General features: G+C 69.2%; 17 protein-coding genes. 10 read left to right on the top strand and 7 right to left on the bottom strand.

The annotated features are described in order from the left end of the window. Positions 1-90 precede the first annotated feature (90 nt). Complete coding sequence (locus AV521_RS18225) at positions 91-744, top strand: pirin family protein (RefSeq protein ID WP_076089594.1); 654 nt, start codon at positions 91-93, stop codon at positions 742-744. A 27-nt stretch (positions 745-771) separates the two neighbouring features. On the opposite strand, the gene AV521_RS18220 is transcribed toward AV521_RS18225, so the two are convergent. After that, entirely contained in the window at positions 772-1,602 is an 831-nt protein-coding gene (locus AV521_RS18220; RefSeq protein WP_076089510.1) for a serine hydrolase, read from the bottom strand. 19 nt (positions 1,603-1,621) lie between these two features. After that, positions 1,622-2,098 (bottom strand): GNAT family N-acetyltransferase, encoded by a 477-nt coding sequence (locus AV521_RS18215; protein WP_076089509.1) that lies wholly within the window; start codon positions 2,096-2,098, stop codon positions 1,622-1,624. 97 nt (positions 2,099-2,195) lie between these two features. Between AV521_RS18215 and AV521_RS18210 the strand changes: the two genes are divergently transcribed. Then, complete coding sequence (locus AV521_RS18210) at positions 2,196-2,660, top strand: MerR family transcriptional regulator (protein ID WP_076089593.1); 465 nt, start codon at positions 2,196-2,198, stop codon at positions 2,658-2,660. Further along, positions 2,657-3,673: an aldo/keto reductase gene (locus AV521_RS18205; RefSeq protein WP_076089508.1), complete on the top strand. Its 1,017-nt coding sequence runs from the start codon at positions 2,657-2,659 to the stop codon at positions 3,671-3,673. Before AV521_RS18210 ends, AV521_RS18205 begins: the two co-directional genes overlap by 4 nt. Here the strand turns inward: AV521_RS18205 and AV521_RS18200 are convergent, their stop codons facing one another. The 3 genes from AV521_RS18200 to AV521_RS18190 form a co-directional block, all read right to left on the bottom strand. Beyond that, positions 3,674-4,522 carry a DUF4429 domain-containing protein gene (locus AV521_RS18200; protein WP_076089592.1) on the bottom strand — a complete coding sequence of 283 codons (849 nt, stop codon included), beginning with the start codon at positions 4,520-4,522 and terminating at the stop codon, positions 3,674-3,676. A 66-nt stretch (positions 4,523-4,588) separates the two neighbouring features. After that, positions 4,589-5,806, bottom strand: coding sequence for an alpha/beta hydrolase (locus AV521_RS18195; RefSeq protein ID WP_076089507.1), 1,218 nt, complete (start codon positions 5,804-5,806; stop codon positions 4,589-4,591). Between the two features lie 83 nt (positions 5,807-5,889). Beyond that, entirely contained in the window at positions 5,890-6,525 is a 636-nt protein-coding gene (locus AV521_RS18190) for a TetR family transcriptional regulator (protein ID WP_076089506.1), read from the bottom strand. 66 nt (positions 6,526-6,591) lie between these two features. Between AV521_RS18190 and AV521_RS18185 the strand changes: the two genes are divergently transcribed. Next, positions 6,592-8,211, top strand: a complete 1,620-nt coding sequence (locus AV521_RS18185) for an MFS transporter (RefSeq protein WP_076089505.1) — start codon at positions 6,592-6,594, stop codon at positions 8,209-8,211. Between the two features lie 303 nt (positions 8,212-8,514). On the opposite strand, the gene aceE is transcribed toward AV521_RS18185, so the two are convergent. Next, entirely contained in the window at positions 8,515-11,262 is a 2,748-nt protein-coding gene (gene aceE, locus AV521_RS18180; RefSeq protein WP_076089504.1) for a pyruvate dehydrogenase (acetyl-transferring), homodimeric type, read from the bottom strand. Between the two features lie 378 nt (positions 11,263-11,640). On the opposite strand from aceE, the gene AV521_RS18170 reads away from it, so the two are divergent. The 6 genes from AV521_RS18170 to AV521_RS18145 all read left to right on the top strand — a co-directional run bounded on the left by AV521_RS18170 (position 11,641) and on the right by AV521_RS18145 (position 16,152). Next, the gene (locus AV521_RS18170; RefSeq protein ID WP_076089503.1) at positions 11,641-12,066 is read left to right on the top strand and encodes a DUF3052 domain-containing protein; all 426 of its coding nucleotides are present in this window, start codon (positions 11,641-11,643) and stop codon (positions 12,064-12,066) included. A gap of 111 nt (positions 12,067-12,177) precedes the next feature. Further along, positions 12,178-12,636, top strand: a complete 459-nt coding sequence (locus AV521_RS18165) for a peroxiredoxin (protein WP_076089502.1) — start codon at positions 12,178-12,180, stop codon at positions 12,634-12,636. A gap of 138 nt (positions 12,637-12,774) precedes the next feature. Further along, positions 12,775-13,350 carry a TerD family protein gene (locus AV521_RS18160; RefSeq protein ID WP_023551098.1) on the top strand — a complete coding sequence of 192 codons (576 nt, stop codon included), beginning with the start codon at positions 12,775-12,777 and terminating at the stop codon, positions 13,348-13,350. 102 nt (positions 13,351-13,452) lie between these two features. Beyond that, the gene (locus tag AV521_RS18155; protein ID WP_076089501.1) at positions 13,453-14,031 is read left to right on the top strand and encodes a TerD family protein; all 579 of its coding nucleotides are present in this window, start codon (positions 13,453-13,455) and stop codon (positions 14,029-14,031) included. 154 nt (positions 14,032-14,185) lie between these two features. Then, positions 14,186-15,325: a DUF475 domain-containing protein gene (locus AV521_RS18150; RefSeq protein WP_076089500.1), complete on the top strand. Its 1,140-nt coding sequence runs from the start codon at positions 14,186-14,188 to the stop codon at positions 15,323-15,325. Between the two features lie 89 nt (positions 15,326-15,414). Further along, a complete protein-coding gene (locus AV521_RS18145; protein ID WP_076089499.1) occupies positions 15,415-16,152 on the top strand; it encodes a Tellurium resistance in 738 nt (245 codons plus the stop codon). 81 nt (positions 16,153-16,233) lie between these two features. Here AV521_RS18145 and AV521_RS18140 read toward each other — a convergent pair whose 3' ends face one another. Further along, positions 16,234-16,953: a TerD family protein gene (locus AV521_RS18140; RefSeq protein WP_076089498.1), complete on the bottom strand. Its 720-nt coding sequence runs from the start codon at positions 16,951-16,953 to the stop codon at positions 16,234-16,236. Positions 16,954-17,073 lie beyond the last annotated feature (120 nt).

Here is a 17,073-nt window from a genome sequence, read left to right as displayed (position 1 = left end):
AAGACTGCCTTATCCGGACGCCGACGTGCGCCGCCGGGTCAGGGGTGAGGGGACCGCGCGGTGTTCCACGGGTCTACCGTGGTGCGCGTGATGGACGTACGGCGCGCCGGTGAGCGCTACCCCGGGGGCGACCCCGAGGCCGGAATCGAGTCCTGGCATGCCTTCTCCTTCGGCCCGCACTACGACCCCGACAACCTGCGCTTCGGCGCGGTGATCGCCTGCAACGAGGAGCGGCTCGCGCCCGGCGCCGGTTTCGGCGAACACCCGCACAGCCACACCGAGATCGTCACATGGGTGGTCGAGGGCGAGCTGACCCACCGAGACTCCACCGGCCATGAGACAAGAGTGCGCCCCGGCGACGTCCAGCGCCTCAGTTCGGCGGCGGGCGTCCGCCACGTGGAACGCAACGACGGGTCGTCGCCGCTCACCTTCGTCCAGATGTGGCTGGCCCCACGGGACCCCGGCGGGGTGCCGTCGTACGAGATCGTTCCCGGCATCGCCGACTCCACGCCGTACGCGGTACCGGCAGCGGGCGCGATGCTCCACGTTCGCCGCCTGGTGGCCGGGGAGCGCACGGCGGTACCGGACGCGGCGCACGTGTACGTCCACGTGGTCCGGGGCGAGGTCGCGCTGGCGGGGGAGACCCTCGGACCAGGTGATGCGGCCCGTCTTACGGACCCGCAGGGGTGGGAGGCGGTGGGGGAGACGCCGGCGGAACTGCTCATGTGGGAGATGGGGGCGTAACCCGCCCCCGCCCGGCCGCGGCCGGCCTCAGCCGCGCAGCTCCGCCAGCACCGCGTCCGTGAAGACCGGCCACGCCTCGATCGCCCAGGGTCCGAACGCCCGGTCCGTCAGCGCGACCCCGGCCACCCCCGCCTCCGGATCGATCCACAGGAACGTACCGGACTGCCCGAAGTGACCGAAGGTACGAGGGGAAGACGAACCACCCGTCCAGTGCGGTGACTTGGAGTCGCGGATCTCGAACCCCAGCCCCCAGTCGTTGGGGCTCTGGTGCCCGTACCCCGGCAGCACCCCCTTCGTCCCCGGGTACTGCACGCTCATCGCCTCCGCGACCGTCCGCGGATCCAGCAGCCGCGGCATCTGCACCTCCGCCGCGAACCGCAGCAGATCGGTCACCGTGGACACGCCGTCCTTCGCCGGGGAGCCCGCCAGCGACGTGGACGTCATCCCCAGCGGCTCCAGCACCGCCTGCCGCAGATACTCCGCGAAGGGAATGTCCGTGGCCTTGGCGATGTGGTCGCCGAGCTGCTCGAACCCGGCGTTGGAGTACAGCCGCCGCTCCCCGGGCGGAGCCGTCACCCGGTGTTCGTCGAAGGCCAGCCCGGAGGTGTGCGCGAGGAGGTGGCGGACGGTCGCCCCGGGCGGCCCGGCCGGCTCGTCCAGCTCGATCGCGCCCTCCTCGTACGCGACGAGTGCCGCGTAGGCCGCCAGCGGCTTGGTGACCGAGGCGAGCGGAAAACGGTGCCCGACGGGTCCGTGCGTCCCGAGGACGGTCCCGTCCGCACGTACGACGCCCGCCGCGGCGGTGGGGACGGGCCAGTTCTCGATCGACGCCAAGCTCGTCAGGCTGTTCAACGACATGGTGCCGAGCCTATGCGGCTCACAGCGGCAACCGCATCGACGGGTCGGGATCGCGCGTGAAGCCGAGCGAGGCGTACAGCGGTTCGGCCTCCGGGGAGGCGTTGAGCAGCACGTGCCCCGCGCCCCGCTCCCGGAACCAGCCCAGCAGCTCCTCCATGCACGCGCGCGCGTACCCGCGCCGCCGGGCGTCCGGGTCGGTCGCCACGCTGAACACATGCCCGACCCGCCCGTGCGGATTGCCGGCCTTCCCGATCCGGTACTCCAGCGTCCCGACCGCCAGCGCGGCCAGTGCCCCCGGCCGGTCCGGATGGTCCACGACGAAGGCCGCGAAGCCCCCGTCGGCCGCGCCGAGCCGCTCACGCAGTGTCGGCAGGGACTCGGAATGCCAGTCGGTCGGACCGCCATCGCCCGCGCCCCACAGCGCGTCGATCATGATCTGCCGCAGACGCAGCACTTCACCGGCATCCTCGGGCAGGGCCCGCCGCGCAAGACTCATGCCCGGCACGCTAACCCCGCCCCCGGGCCCGCGTCCTGCGGATTTCTTACCGGATCCGCTTGCTTGGAGTGCACTCCAAGGTCATAGCGTGGAGGTCATGACGGTGATGCAGACCACGCCAGCGGACACCGAACGAACGGCCCCCGCCGACATCTGCTCCGCCCCGCCCAGGCGCCATCCACGACCCGAGGGCCAGGACCGCTACACGATCAGCGAGGTCGTCGCGTTCACCGGTCTGACCGCGCACACCCTGCGCTGGTACGAGCGGATCGGCCTGATGCCGCACGTCGACCGCTCGCACACCGGTCAGCGGCGCTACAGCAACCAGGACCTGGACTGGCTGGACTTCGTGACCAAGCTGCGGCTGACCGGCATGCCGGTGGCGGACATGGTCCGGTACGCGGAGCTGGTCCGGGAGGGCGAGAGCACCTACTCGGAGCGGCAGGCCCTGCTGGAGTCGACCCGCCGGGACGTCCTGAACAGGATCGCCGAACTGCGGGACACGCTGGCCGTGCTCGACCGGAAGATCAGTTACTACGCGATGGAGGGGACCACGCGATGACCGACGCCAGGATTCCGACGGTACGGCTCGGCGAGGGCGGACCGGAGGTCGGCGTACAGGGCCTCGGCTGCATGGGCATGAGCTTCGCGTACGGCCCCACGGACGCCGGCCAGGCGCGCGCCGCGCTGGAGCGGGCGCTGGAACTGGGCGTGACGCTGTACGACACGGCGGACGCCTACGGCGACGGGGACAACGAGCGGTTCCTGTCCCCCTTCTTCAAGGCCCACCGGGACGAGGTGGTCATCGCCACCAAGTTCGCCCTGTCGATCCCGAAGGACGACCCGACCCGGCGGATCATCCGCAACGACGCGCCGTACATCCGCGAGGCCGTGGAGGCCAGCCTGCGCCGGCTCGACGTCGAGGTGATCGACCTCTACTACATGCACCGCCGCGATGTGCGCGTCCCCGTCGAGGACACCGTCGGCACGATGGCGGAGCTGGTCCGCGAGGGCAAGGTCAAGCACCTCGGGCTGAGCGAGGTCACCGCCGGCGAGCTGCGCGCCGCGCACGCCGTGCACCCGATCGCGGCCGTGCAGTCGGAGTGGTCCCTGTTCAGCCGGGACATCGAGGCGAAGGTCGTACCGGCCGCGCGTGACCTGGGCGTCGCCCTGGTGCCGTACTCGCCGCTCGGCCGCGGCTTCCTCACCGGCTCCTTCACCCACGCCGAACAGGAGCTCACCGCCGACGACTTCCGCCGCGGTCAGCCCCGCTTCACCGGTGCCAACGCGGACGCCAACGCGGCCCTCCTGGCGCCCCTGCGCACGATCGCCGCGGCCCACGACGCCACCCCCGGCCAGATCGCCCTGGCCTGGGTGCACCAGCGCGCCACGACCGACACCCTCCCGGTCGTCCCGATCCCGGGCACCCGCAAGCCGGGCCGCGTGGCGGAGAACGTGGCGGCGACCGCCCTCACCCTCACCGCCGAGGAACTCGCCCAACTGGAGCCCATCGCGGCCAAGGTGGCAGGCGAGCGCTACGCGGACATGGCCTTCACCTCTGCGGGCAGGGAGTGACTACAGCTCCGCCAGCAGCTCGGCCTTCTTGGAGGAGAACTCCTCGTCGGTGACCAGCCCGGCCTGATGCAACTCCCCGAGATGCCGGATCCGTTCGGCGATGTCGGCGGGGTCCCTCCGTGACGGGGCCGGTACCGCGGGTACCGGCCCCCGAGTGCGTACGGTCGCAAGAACCGCCGCGGCGAACGGCAACGACTCGTGCACCGGCCCGTACCCCAGCCCGAACACCACCGCCGCCGGATCCTGGTCGGCCTGCACGGCCGCCGTCGAGTCGGCCGAGCGCCTGATCAGCCGCAGATGCCCCTCGAACACCTCCGGCGACCGCCACTGCACCCCGCTGAGATCGGCGACGGAGAAGCTCTGGTCACCGGCTTTCCACTTGGCCGAGGACGCGCCCGTCCAGGACCAGCGGAACTGCACGGCCGTACCGTCGAAGCTCGCCTTGCCGTCGTACGCCTTGAAGTGCAGCGGCGCCTCGGGCGCGGCCACCAGATGGCGGTCGGCGGGCCCCGACTCGGTCAACAGCCCCTTCAGCTCGTCCGCGTAGTACTCGGCGAGCGACTCCCGCTCGGCAGGCAGCACCAGACGGTACGGATCGGAGCCCTCCTTCAGCTGCCCGTCCGCCGCCTCCATCAGCGGATCGGCGCCGGCGCGCGGCAGCAACCGCAGGACGACGGTGCCGCGCTTGCCCGGTTCGAGCGTCACGCCCTCGACCGCGGACAGCGGGACGCGCCTCTCCCCCAGCGCCTGGAACAACTTCGGTGTTCGAATCCCCCGTTCGTAACGGATGAGCACGGAGTCGGACTCGAACTCCCAGACGGCATGAAAACCCGCCAGTACGTCACCCATGCGGCTCATCGTATGCGGCACGTCCTCCTCCGTCGCCACCCGCGCAGACCGCACTTCCTGCTGTTTCTACGCGCGTCCGGCCATAGACGCGTCAGACAGACCGGTCCGGCACGCGTTGTTCTCATGCGCGCACGTCACCGCGTCGTACGCCCCGATGCCGATGTCGGCGAGGTTGCGCAGACTGTCCGTGCCCGGCTGGAAGTAGCCGGCGTGGCCCTGAGCGTCCCGGGCGGACAGCACGCGCGCGCCGTACCCCGAGGACACCGGATCGGCGCCGTGCCCGAGCCCGCCGAGCTCCAGATACGGCACGTCCTGGATCCAGTCGGTCGCGTCCCGCATGGCCCACACCCGGGCCCTGGTGTCCAGGTGGGAGGCGTTGGAGACCCGCATGCCGGGGCTCGCGGCCACCGCTATGTCGGTCACACGGCGGGGCAGGGTGTGCGCGGCTACTCCGCAGACCACCGAGCCGTAGCTGTGGCAGACCATCGCCACCGGGGCCCGGCCGGGCAGGCCGCCCAGCAGGGCGTTCAGCCGTACGGCGCCCTCCTCGGCGCGCAGTCCGGTGGCCGCGTCCACGCCGAGGCCGTCGGGGGCGGTGTAGTCGGCCCAGGCGATCACGGCCGTCCGGGTCGAGGGGCTCTGCGCGCGCTCCGCCGCGTACAGCGCCTTGGCCATGCCGACCGGGGCGGTGTACGGGCGGTAGGTCTTCTGGAAGGTGAGCAGATCGGTGTCGACGCCGGGGACGACGACCGAGATCCGCTCGGCCTTGTTCAGGTCCCCGAACACCTCCGCGATACGGCCCGAGCCCTCGGGGTCGAAGGCCAGGATCTGCCGGTCGGGGGTCAGCAGGGACTCGTAGCGGTGCATGAGACGGCCCGCGTCCTGGTGCCCGGCCGTGCTGAGGCGGGTGTCGTGCATGCGTTTCTTCTCGACCTTGCGGGCCTGGTCCAGCGCGATGTGGTTGGCGCGGTAGCGCAGGTCGACGGGCGCCCCGTTCATGTTGCCCACCGCGAGCGGGTAGCGGTGGGCGAGACGGCTCTGGTCCTCGGGGCCGAGGGTGGCGAAGAAACGGCTGAGCCGGGCCGGTGCGGCCTCGGGGTCCGGCAGATGGAGGCCGTGGATGCTGCCGTGCCGCCACTTGGCGAGCGAGGCCTGCAGGGCGGTCGACTCCCGGTGGATGCGCAGGGCGGTCCAGCCGGTGGTCGCGAGCATCACGAACACCACGGCCAGCGCCAGCAGTGCGCGCCAGACGTTCAGTTGCGGGGAGGTGTCGAAGGAAGTCACTGGGAGGACACACTAGGAGAACGAGAGGGTCTCGGGGTAACCGAGTGATGGGGATCACGTTTCGTGGATCTTCGAACGCACCGTCAACGATCTCGGTCGCAGCGCCAGTTCCCGGTGAGTGCCGAACCCACCTGATCGAGGTGGGACGCGGTGAGTTGACGGATGGCCTCCAGGCTGAAGTCGTCGCCCGTGCACCACTGTCGTTCAGTGACCCTTATCACCCCGCCGAACACGGCCACGGCGAGTCGCGGCCGCGGGTCGGCGTCCACGTCCACGCCCTCGCGCTCGGCCAGCAGACGGGCGATCGTCTCCTCCGTGGCCGCCGAGCGGCGCAGATGGGCGGCGAGCAGCGCGGGCGTCGACTCGATCGTCCGGTACATGCGCAGATACAGCTCGACCGGGACGGCCGACTCCACGGTCCCGCGGATCGCGTCCCAGCCCTCCAGGACCGCCTGCCGCAGCGCCTCCATCGGCGCCTCGTGCGCGGGCCGCGCCCGTACGGCGGCCACGAAGTGCTCCTCCGCCATGGCCTGCACCGCGAAGGCCACGTCCTCCTTGCCGGCGAAGTAACGGAAGAAGGTGCGCTGTGAGATGTCGACGGCCTCGGCGATCTCGTCGACGGTGGTGTGCTCGTATCCCCGGGTCGTGAACAGCTCCAGAGCGGCCCGTAGCAGTCCCTCCCGAGTGCGCTGCTTCTTGCGTTCGCGCAGTGTTTCCATATGTGTCAGTAACTGACTGATGAAATCCTTTGTCAATTGTCAGAGGCTGTCACTAGCCTCGAACGTATGACTAGTCAGACCACGATCGACGCGACGGGGCCGGGGGACGCAGTACCGGAAGCCTCGCTCGGGTCGCCTCCGGCCGCGGGGCTGCGCGGCCATCCCTGGCTCACGCTCATCACCGTGGCCGTGGGCGTCATGATGGTGGCCCTCGACGGCACCATCGTGGCCATCGCCAACCCGGCCATCCAGAAGGACCTGGGGGCCACCTTCGCCCAGGTGCAGTGGATCACCAACGGCTACTTCCTCGCCCTCGCGGTCTCCCTGATCACCGCGGGCAAGCTCGGTGACCGCTTCGGCCACCGGCAGACCTTCCTCATCGGCGTCACCGGCTTCGCCGCCGCCTCGGGCGCCATCGGCCTGTCGCACAGCATCGCCGCGGTCGTCACCTTCCGCGTGTGCCAGGGACTGTTCGGCGCGCTCCTGATGCCGGCCGCGCTCGGTCTGCTGCGGGCCACCTTCCCGGCCGAGAAGCTCAACATGGCCATCGGCATCTGGGGCATGGTGATCGGCGCGTCCACCGCGGGCGGCCCGATCCTCGGCGGTGTCCTCGTCGAGCACGTCAACTGGCAGTCGGTGTTCTTCATCAACGTGCCGGTCGGCGCGCTCGCCCTGGTCCTGGGTGTGCTGATCCTGCTCGACCACCGTGCGGAGAACGCGCCGCGCTCCTTCGACATCCTCGGCATCGCGCTGCTCTCGGGCGCGATGTTCTGCCTGGTGTGGGCGCTCATCAAGGCCCCGACGTGGGGCTGGGGCGACGGCAGGACGTGGCTCTTCATCGCCGCGTCCGTGGTGCTCTTCGCGGTGTTCTCGTTCTGGGAGACGAGGGTGAAGGAGCCGCTGATCCCGCTCGGCCTCTTCCGCTCGATACCCCTCTCCGCCGGCGTCGTACTGATGGTCCTCATGGCCATCGCGTTCATGGGCGGACTGTTCTTCGTGACGTTCTACCTGCAGAACGTGCACGGCATGAGCCCGATCGACGCGGGCCTGCACCTGCTGCCGCTCACCGGCATGATGATCGTCGGCTCGCCGCTCGCCGGCGCCGCGATCACCAAGCTCGGCCCGCGCATCCCGCTGGCCGGCGGCATGGCCGCGACCGCCGTCGCCATGTACGGCATGTCGACGCTCAAGGCCGACACCGGCAGCGGTGCCATGTCCATCTGGTTCGCCCTGCTCGGCCTCGGCCTGGCGCCGGTCATGGTCGGCGCCACCGAGGTCATCGTCGGCAACGCCCCCATGGAGCTGTCCGGTGTGGCCGGCGGTCTCCAGCAGGCGGCCATGCAGATCGGCGGCAGCCTCGGTACGGCGGTGCTGGGTGCCGTGATGGCTTCCAAGGTCGACAGCGATCTGGCGGGCAACTGGAGGGGCGCCGGGCTGCCACAGCTGACCCCGGATCAGCTGCACAAGGCGTCCGAGGCGGTGCAGGTCGGTGTGGCGCCGGTGCCGAAGGGGGTGTCGCAGCAGGTCGCCGCGAAGATCACCGAGGTCGCCCATCACACCTTCGTCTCCGGCATGAGCCTCGCCTCCCTGGTCGCGGCGGGCGTGGCGGCGGTCGCCGTCCTCGTCGCACTGCTCACCAAGCGGGGCGCGAACGCGGAGCAGGGTGCGGGCGTGGGCCATATGTGAGTCCGGCTCCGCCCGGGTTCTTCGGCGGATTTCGCCTATCAGGGTGACTTCGCTAAAGATCCCTCGCACCGGGCGCGCGCCGCAGGTCACAGTGGGTCAACTCCTCCGCAGGGCATGGGAGGACGGCCGGGCCGCGGCGCGCGCAGCGGAGGGGGCTGTGCGCGCCGGCCTGCGGCGCTTTGGCGGTTTCGGCAACGGGGGTGGGGGGTTGCTCGCCGTTGCCGGGTGCGGATCCGTCGTGGCGACAAGCCGCCCGCTCACCCGCACTCGGCGATGGGCCCGTACCACCACCCCGGTTGCCGCCTAGGCGTCTCCGCCCGCCGCTCCCGGATGCGCCGCCGAGACGTCCAGCAGCTGGTACCGGTCGATGGCCTGCTTCAGCGCGGACCGGTCGATCTTGCCCTCCCGGGCCAGTTCGGTCAGCACCGCGACGACGATCGACTGCGCGTCGATGTGGAAGAAGCGGCGCGCCGCCCCCCGCGTGTCGGCGAAGCCGAAGCCGTCCGCGCCGAGTGACTGGTACGTCCCCGGCACCCACCGCGCGATCTGGTCCGGAACCGACCGCATCCAGTCGGACACGGCCACGAACGGACCCTCGGAACCGCTGAGCTTCCGCGTCACATACGGCACCCGCTGCTCCTCCTCCGGATGCAGCAGGTTGTGCTCCTCGCACGCGACCGCCTCGCGGCGCAGCTCGTTCCAGGAGGTGGCCGACCAGACGCCGGCGCGCACGTTCCAGTCCTCGGCGAGGATCCGCTGCGCCTCCAGCGCCCATGGGACCGCCACACCCGACGCCATGATCTGCGCCGGGATCGAGCCCGCCTGGCCCTCGCTCAGCTTGTGGACGCCCTTGAGGATGCCCTCGACGTCCACGTTCTCCGGCTCGGCCGGATGCTGGATGGGCTCGTTGTAGACGGTCAGGTAGTAGAAGACGTCCTCGCCATGGGGATGGTCCGCGTCGGCGCCGTACATGCGGCGCAGGCCGTCCTGCACGATGTGCGCGATCTCGTACGAGTACGCCGGGTCGTAGGCCACGCACGCCGGGTTGGTCGAGGCGAGCAGCTGCGAGTGGCCGTCCGCGTGCTGCAGCCCCTCACCGGTCAGGGTGGTGCGGCCGGCGGTCGCGCCCAGGACGAAACCGCGCGCCAGCTGGTCGGCCATCTGCCAGAACTGGTCACCGGTGCGCTGGAATCCGAACATCGAGTAGAAGACGTACACCGGGATCAGCGGCTCGCCGTGCGTGGCGTAGGCGGAGCCCGCCGCGATCAGGGAGGCCGTGCAGCCCGCCTCGGAGATGCCGTCGTGCAGCATCTGGCCGGTCGGCGACTCCTTGTAGGCGAGGAGCAGGTCCCGGTCCACCGCCTCGTACTGCTGGCCGAGCGGGTTGTAGATCTTCGCGCTCGGGAAGAAGGAGTCCATGCCGAACGTGCGGTACTCGTCCGGCGCGATCAGTACGAACCGCCGGCCGATCTCCTTGTCCCGCATGAGGTCCTTCAGCAGCCGGACGAACGCCATCGTCGTGGCGATGGACTGCTGGCCCGAGCCCTTCTTCACGCTCGCGTACGTCTTGTCGTCGGGCAGTGCGAGCGGCTTGGAGCGCACGACGCGCGTCGGGACGTACCCGCCGCACTGCTTGCGCATGTCGTGCATGTACTGGATCTCGTCGGTGTCCCGGCCCGGGTGGTAGTACGGCGGCGGGCCGGACTCCAGCTGCCGGTCCGTGATCGGCAGGTGCAGGCGGTCCCGGAAGCGCTTGAGGTCGTCGACCGTCAGCTTCTTCATCTGGTGCGTGGCGTTGCGGCCCTCGAAGTTGGGGCCCAGCGTCCAGCCCTTGATCGTCTTGGCCAGGATGACCGTCGGCTGGCCCTTGTGCTCCTTGGCCGCCTTGAACGCCGCGTAGATCTTGCGGTGGTCGTGACCGCCGCGGCCCAGGTGCAGGATCTGGTCGTCGGTCATGTTCTCGACCATCGCGCGCAGCCGGTGGTCGTCACCGAAGAAGTGCTCGCGGATGTACGCGCCGGACTCCGTGGCGTACGTCTGGAACTGGCCGTCCGGAGTCGTGTTCATCTTGTTGACCAGCACGCCGTCGCGGTCCTGCGCGAGCAGCGGGTCCCAGGTGCGGTCCCAGACCAGCTTGATCACGTTCCAGCCGGCGCCCCGGAAGACCGACTCCAGCTCCTGGATGATCTTCCCGTTGCCGCGCACCGGGCCGTCCAGGCGCTGCAGGTTGCAGTTGACCACGAAGGTCAGGTTGTCCAGGCCCTCCCGGGCCGCGATGGACAGCTGGCCGAGCGACTCCGGCTCGTCCATCTCGCCGTCGCCGAGGAACGCCCATACGTGCGACTTGGAGGTGTCGGCGATGTCGCGCGCCGCCATGTAGCGGTTCATCCGCGCCTGGAAGATCGCGCCGAGCGGGCCGAGGCCCATGGAGACCGTCGGGAACTCCCAGAAGTCCGGCATGGAGCGCGGGTGCGGGTAGCTGGACAGGCCGTCGGGGTACTTCGACTTCTCCTGGCGGAAGCCGTCGAGCTGGTTCTCGGTGAGCCGGTCGAGCAGGTACGCGCGTGCGTAGATGCCCGGCGAGGCGTGGCCCTGGAAGAAGACCTGGTCGCCGCCGTCGCCCTCGTCCTTGCCGCGGAAGAAGTGGTTGAAGCCGACGTCGTACAGGGAGGCCGAGGAGGCGAAGGTGGCGATGTGGCCGCCGACGCCGATGCCGGGACGCTGGGCGCGCGAGACCATCACGGCCGCGTTCCAGCGGGTCGCGTTGAGGATCTTGCGCTCGATCTCCTCGTTGCCCGGGAAGAACGGCTCGTCCTTGGTGGCGATCGTGTTGACGTAGTCCGTGCTGCGCATCTCGGGCACGGACACGCGCCGCTCGCGGGCCCGCTCGATCAGTCGGAGCATGAGGTAGCGGGCCCGTTCCCGGCCGCGCTCGTCCACGGCGGCGTCGAGTGAGTCGAGCCACTCCTGGGTCTCTTCGGGGTCGAAGTCAGGAACCTGACTCGGAAGGCCGCCAATGATGATCGGATTGCGATCGGATCCGGAAGCCACGCTGTTCCTTACCTGTCAGAGGGCCGTTTTCTGCTGTTTCTTCTTTCCCGCACCTGCCTACACCGCTCCCCATCGTCTACCTCGGGGCGGCGTACGTCATCTCTGTCGGTCAAAACGCAACGATACGCCCGGGGTGTGACGCGTTTGGCAAAGGTGTTCGAGAGGTGGATCAAAACAGGCAGATGTGTGCAATGTGGGTCACGCTGAATCGGGATACGGTGCCAGGAGTTGCGGTGACAAGGCCGGGATCGTCACCGTTTCGGCGGTCCGAACGGCCGGGTACTTGCGCGATCCGTCCCGCCCGTGTGGACTACGGCCAAGCAACGCGCGCACGCGCGTGGCTGAGTTTTACCCAAAGACATGATCAGGAGGCAGACCGTGAGCGCGACCGCGGACCACGCGGAGACGAACCTGGCCGTCAGGCTGGGGTTCCAGCCCAGCCAGGTGGTCCAGGAGATCGGCTACGACGACGACGTGGACCAGGATCTCCGCGAGTCCATCGAGGAGACCATCGGCCAGGAGCTGGTGGACGAGGACTACGACGACGTGGCCGACGCCGTGTTGCTGTGGTTCCGCGACGACGACGGCGACCTGACCGATGCGCTGGTCGACGCCATCGGCTACCTCGAAGAGGGCGGCCAGATCCTCCTCCTGACGCCGAAGACCGGCCGGGACGGCTACATCGAGCCCAGCGACATCAGTGACGCGGCGCAGACGGCCGGTCTGTCGCAGACCAAGAGCGTCAACGTGGGCAAGGACTGGAACGGCAGCCGGCTGTCGACCCCGAAGGCCGGCAAGCGCTGACTGTCTCCCACAGGTGAGCGGAGCGGGGGCGGCGGTCCCTCCGGGTGACCGCCGCCCCCGTCGCCGTAGGCTGTTCTCCTCCGAACAGCCCACCGAAAGGGAGACATCCCGATGGCGATCCAGGTCGGCGACAAGGCCCCTGACTTCGAGCTCAAGGACAACCACGGCCGCACCGTGAAGCTCTCGGACCTCCACGGCGACAAGAACGTGGTCCTCCTCTTCTATCCGTTCGCCTTCACCGGTGTGTGCACCGGCGAGCTGTGCGAGCTGCGCGACAACCTGCCGAAGTTCGTCAACGACGACACCCAGCTGCTCGCCGTCTCCAACGACTCCATCCACACCCTGCGTGTCTTCGCCGAGCAGGAGGCTCTGGAGTACCCGCTGCTCAGCGACTTCTGGCCGCATGGCAACGTCTCGCGCGCGTACGGCGTCTTCGACGAGGACAAGGGATGCGCCGTCCGGGGCACCTTCATCATCGACAGGGAAGGCGTCGTGCGGTGGACCGTGGTCAACGGCCTGCCGGACGCGCGCGACCTGAGCGAGTACGTGAAGGCGCTCGACACCCTGTAGGCCGACCGTGGCCGACACCTGTGGTCCATCGAGTCCAGGGTCTGCGGGGGGCGGGAACCCGTCACTAGGATCGGCACGTTGATCCCATATCCGAAGCACGACGGGGCTCCCCGCCCCTGGACACCACATGGAGGACTCGTGGGAGTCAGCCTCAGCAAGGGCGGCAACGTATCGCTGACGAAGGAGGCCCCGGGTCTGACCGCGGTCCTCGTCGGTCTGGGCTGGGACGCCCGCACCACGACCGGCAGTGACTTCGACCTCGACGCCAGCGCGCTGCTGCTGAACAACTCCGGCAAGGTCGCGAGCGACCAGCACTTCGTCTTCTTCAACAACCTCAAGAGCCCCGAGGGCTCGGTCGAGCACACCGGTGACAACCTCACCGGTGAGGGCGAGGGAGACGACGAGGTGATCAAGGTCAACCTCGCCGGTGTCCCGGCCGACATCGAGAAGATCGTCTTCCCGGTGTCGATCTACGACGCCGAGAACCGCCAGCAGTCCTTCGGCCAGGTCCGCAACGCCTACATCCGCGTGGTGAACCAGGCCGGCGGCCAGGAGATCGCCCGCTACGACCTGAGCGAGGACGCCTCCACCGAGACCGCCATGGTCTTCGGCGAGCTGTACCGGCACGGGGCGGAGTGGAAGTTCCGCGCCATCGGCCAGGGCTACGCCTCCGGTCTGCGCGGCATCGCGCAGGACTTCGGCGTCAACGTCTGACGTACGACACTCCGCACATCTCGTCCGGCGCCGCACCGTTTACGGGCGGCGCCGGACGTGCAGGAAAACCAGGGAAAGCACCACTAGGGGAGGACCAGCATCATGGGCGTCACGCTCGCCAAGGGAGGCAATGTCTCCCTCTCCAAGGCCGCACCGAACCTCACGAACGTCATGATCGGGCTCGGCTGGGACGCGCGTTCCACGACCGGTGCCCCCTTCGACCTCGACGCCAGCGCGCTGCTGTGCGGCGCGGGCAACCGCGTCATGGGCGACGAGTGGTTCGTCTTCTACAACCAGCTCAAGAGCCCCGACGGCTCGGTCGAGCACACCGGTGACAACCTCACCGGTGAGGGCGAGGGCGACGACGAATCGATTCTGGTGGACCTCACCAAGGTGCCGGCGCAGTGCGAGAAGGTCGTCTTCCCGGTCTCGATCCATATGGCGGACGAGCGAGGCCAGACTTTCGGCCAGGTCTCCAACGCCTTCATCCGGGTCGTGAACCAGGCCGACGGCCAGGAACTGGCCCGCTACGACCTGAGCGAGGACGCCTCCACCGAGACCGCCATGATCTTCGGTGAGCTCTACCGCTACCAGGGAGAGTGGAAGTTCCGGGCCGTGGGCCAGGGGTACGCCTCGGGTCTGCGCGGCATCGCCCTGGACTTCGGGGTGAACGTCTCGTAGCCGAAGGCGTCTCCCAGGGCCTGTGCTGTGGCTTTTCGGTGAGAGTTGCCCTGGACGGTACGGCCGGTGCGGCGCCCCTCTAGACTCGGGGTCAACGTTTAGCAAAGCCGAGTACGGCGCGGGGGAAACCCGTACCTTCAAGATTGGGTAGCCAGTGCTTCTGAAAACCTTCGGCTGGTCGTTCGCGGTGACCGCGCTCGGCCTGGTCGCCGCGGTCTTCTACGGGGGGTGGGAGGCCTTCGGCGTCGTGGCGATCCTCGCCGTCCTCGAAATCTCGCTGTCGTTCGACAACGCGGTGGTCAACGCCGGGATCCTGAAGAAGATGAACGCCTTCTGGCAGAAGATCTTCCTCACGGTCGGCGTCCTCATCGCGGTCTTCGGTATGCGGCTGGTGTTCCCGGTCGTCATCGTGGCCATCACCGCCAAGCTGAGCCCGTACGACGCGGTCCACCTGGCCCTCGCCGACAAGGACCGTTACCAGCAGCTGGTCACCGACGCCCACCCGGCGATCGCCGCCTTCGGCGGCATGTTCCTGCTGATGATCTTCCTGGACTTCATCTTCGAGGACCGGGACATCCAGTGGCTGCAGTGGCTGGAGCGGCCGCTGGCCAAGCTCGGCAAGATCGACATGCTGTCGGTCTGTGTGTCCCTGATCGTCCTGCTGATCACCTCCTTCACCTTCGCCACCCAGGCCCACCAGCACGGCGGCGCCCACGCCGACAAGGCGCAGACGGTCCTGATCGCCGGCATCGCAGGCCTGATCACATACATGATCGTCGGCGGTCTGTCCGGCTACTTCGAGGACCGGCTGGAGGAAGAGGAGGAGCGCGAGCACGAGGAGGAGGAAGAGGCCGCCCGCACCGGCAAGAAGAAGTCGGCGGTGCTGCTGGCCGGCCAGGCCGCGTTCTTCATGTTCCTCTACCTGGAGGTCCTGGACGCGTCCTTCTCCTTCGACGGCGTGATCGGCGCCTTCGCCATCACCAACGACATCGTGATGATGGCCCTCGGCCTCGGCATCGGCGCGATGTACGTCCGCTCCCTCACGGTCTACCTGGTCCGCCAGGGCACCCTCGACGACTACGTCTTCCTGGAGCACGGCGCCCACTACGCCATCGGCGCCCTGGCCGTGATCCTCATGGTCACCATCCAGTACGAGATCAACGAGGTCATCACCGGCCTCGTCGGCGTCGTCCTGATCGCCTGGTCCTTCTGGTCCTCCGTCCGCCGCAACCGCGTACTGGCGGCCGCCGGCGAGGGCAGCGACGAGAAGGCCGAGGTGTCCTCCGGGGTGTGACGCCCCGGCCGGTGAGGAACGCTCTGAGCGGGGCGGCCGACACGGTCGGCCGCCCGAACGGCGTTCACCAGAGTGACCAGGGGGCGGGAATGGGTTTCTTCGACGGACTGCTGGGCGCGCGGCTCTCCGACTTCGACTCGGGCGAGGCCGCGACCGGCTCCATCCAGCTCAACGGGCGGCACCACACGGTGTCGCTCACCAAACAGGGCGCGGCCACCGGCCATCTGCGCGTCAATCTGACCTGGCGGATGCGCACCTCCGACTTCGACGCGAACCAGCGCACCAGCCTCTTCCGGCACCCCTTCAGGGCCCTCAAGCCGCCGGAGGTGCTCGGCCACGGCCAGAGCATGGTCAACGTCGACCTCGACCTCGGCTGCCTGTACGAACTGACCGACGGCACGAAGGGCGTCGTCCAGCCGCTCGGCAACCTCCTCGGCGACGTCAACGCCCCGCCGTACATCAAACTCAGCGGCGACGACCGGTTCGGCTCGGCGTCCGGCGAGACGATGTACGTCAACCTCGACCACCTCGACGCCATCAAACGTCTGCTGGTCTTCGTCTACATCTACGACCAGACCCCGGCCTTCGACCGTACCCACGCCATCGTCACGCTGTACCCCAGCAACGGCCCCCGCATCGAGATAGGCCTCGACGAACGCCACCCCCAGGCCCGCTCCTGCGCGGTCGTCATGATCGAGAACGTGAAGGGCGAGCTGGTCGTCCGCCGCGAGGTGAAGTTCGTGTACGGGTTCCAGGGGGAGCTGGACCGGTTGTACGGGTGGGGGCTGCAGTGGGGCAGGGGCTACAAGACGAAGGCGGAGCGCTGAGCCGCGGGTGCGCCGCGGTTTCCCGCGCCCACGCGGCGGAGCCGCATATCGACGCAGCCCCGCGTCCCCGGGTAGCTCCGCTCACCGCCCGATGAACTGTGGCCCCTGCGGAGGCAGCCGGAAGTTCGGATCCGCCGGCCCCACCGGGACCGGCTGAGGCTGCGGATACCCGTACGCCGGCGGAGCCGACGTCGGCTGCGGATAGCCGTAGGCCGGCGGCTGCTGAGGCACGGTCGCAGGCAGCGACTCCTCCACATCCGACTCGTCCACCGAGATACCGAAGTCCGTCGCGAGGCCCTTCAGCCCGTTGGAGTAGCCCTCGCCGAGTGCCCGGAACTTCCAGACCTCTCCGCGCCGGTACAGCTCACCGCAGATCAGCGCGGTCTCCGCGCCCGTCTCCGGCTTGATCTCGAACCGGGCCAGCGGCTCCCCGTCGGCGACCGAGGCGTCGTACAGCCGGAGGCACAGCGCCGGCACCTGGTCGAAGGTGACCCCGTCCGCCGACGCGACCAGCAGGATCCGGCCGACGTCCGGCTCGACACCCGGCAGATCCGACTGGATCGTGTCGGTCAGCCCCTCGGTGATGCGCTTCTTGCCGAGCCGCCACACCTTGCCGGTGGGGTGCCGGGGCTGGTTGTAGAAGACGAAGTCCTCGTCGGAGCGCACACGGCCGTCGGGGCCCAGCAGCAGCGCCGAGACATCCACGTCCGGGACGCCCTGTCCGGGCGTCCAGCGCAGCTCGGCGCGGACCGTTTCGGCCTCCAGCGGGACGTTCGACCCCTTCAGCATCGCGTGCGTCATGCGGTCATCCTGCCTGCTCGGTCTTGGCCACGACAATGCGGGGGGTGGTGTCCCACGGCGCTGCCTGCACGGGCGAGTTACCAGAAATTCATGCCCCCAGGGAACCCCCGACATGGGTCC

Origin of the sequence: Streptomyces sp. IMTB 2501 (genome assembly GCF_001953885.1) — a bacterium.
Classification (GTDB): domain Bacteria; phylum Actinomycetota; class Actinomycetes; order Streptomycetales; family Streptomycetaceae; genus Streptomyces.
Note: the sequence above shows the minus strand (reverse complement) of the source record. Positions and strands in the feature narration are given on the sequence as shown.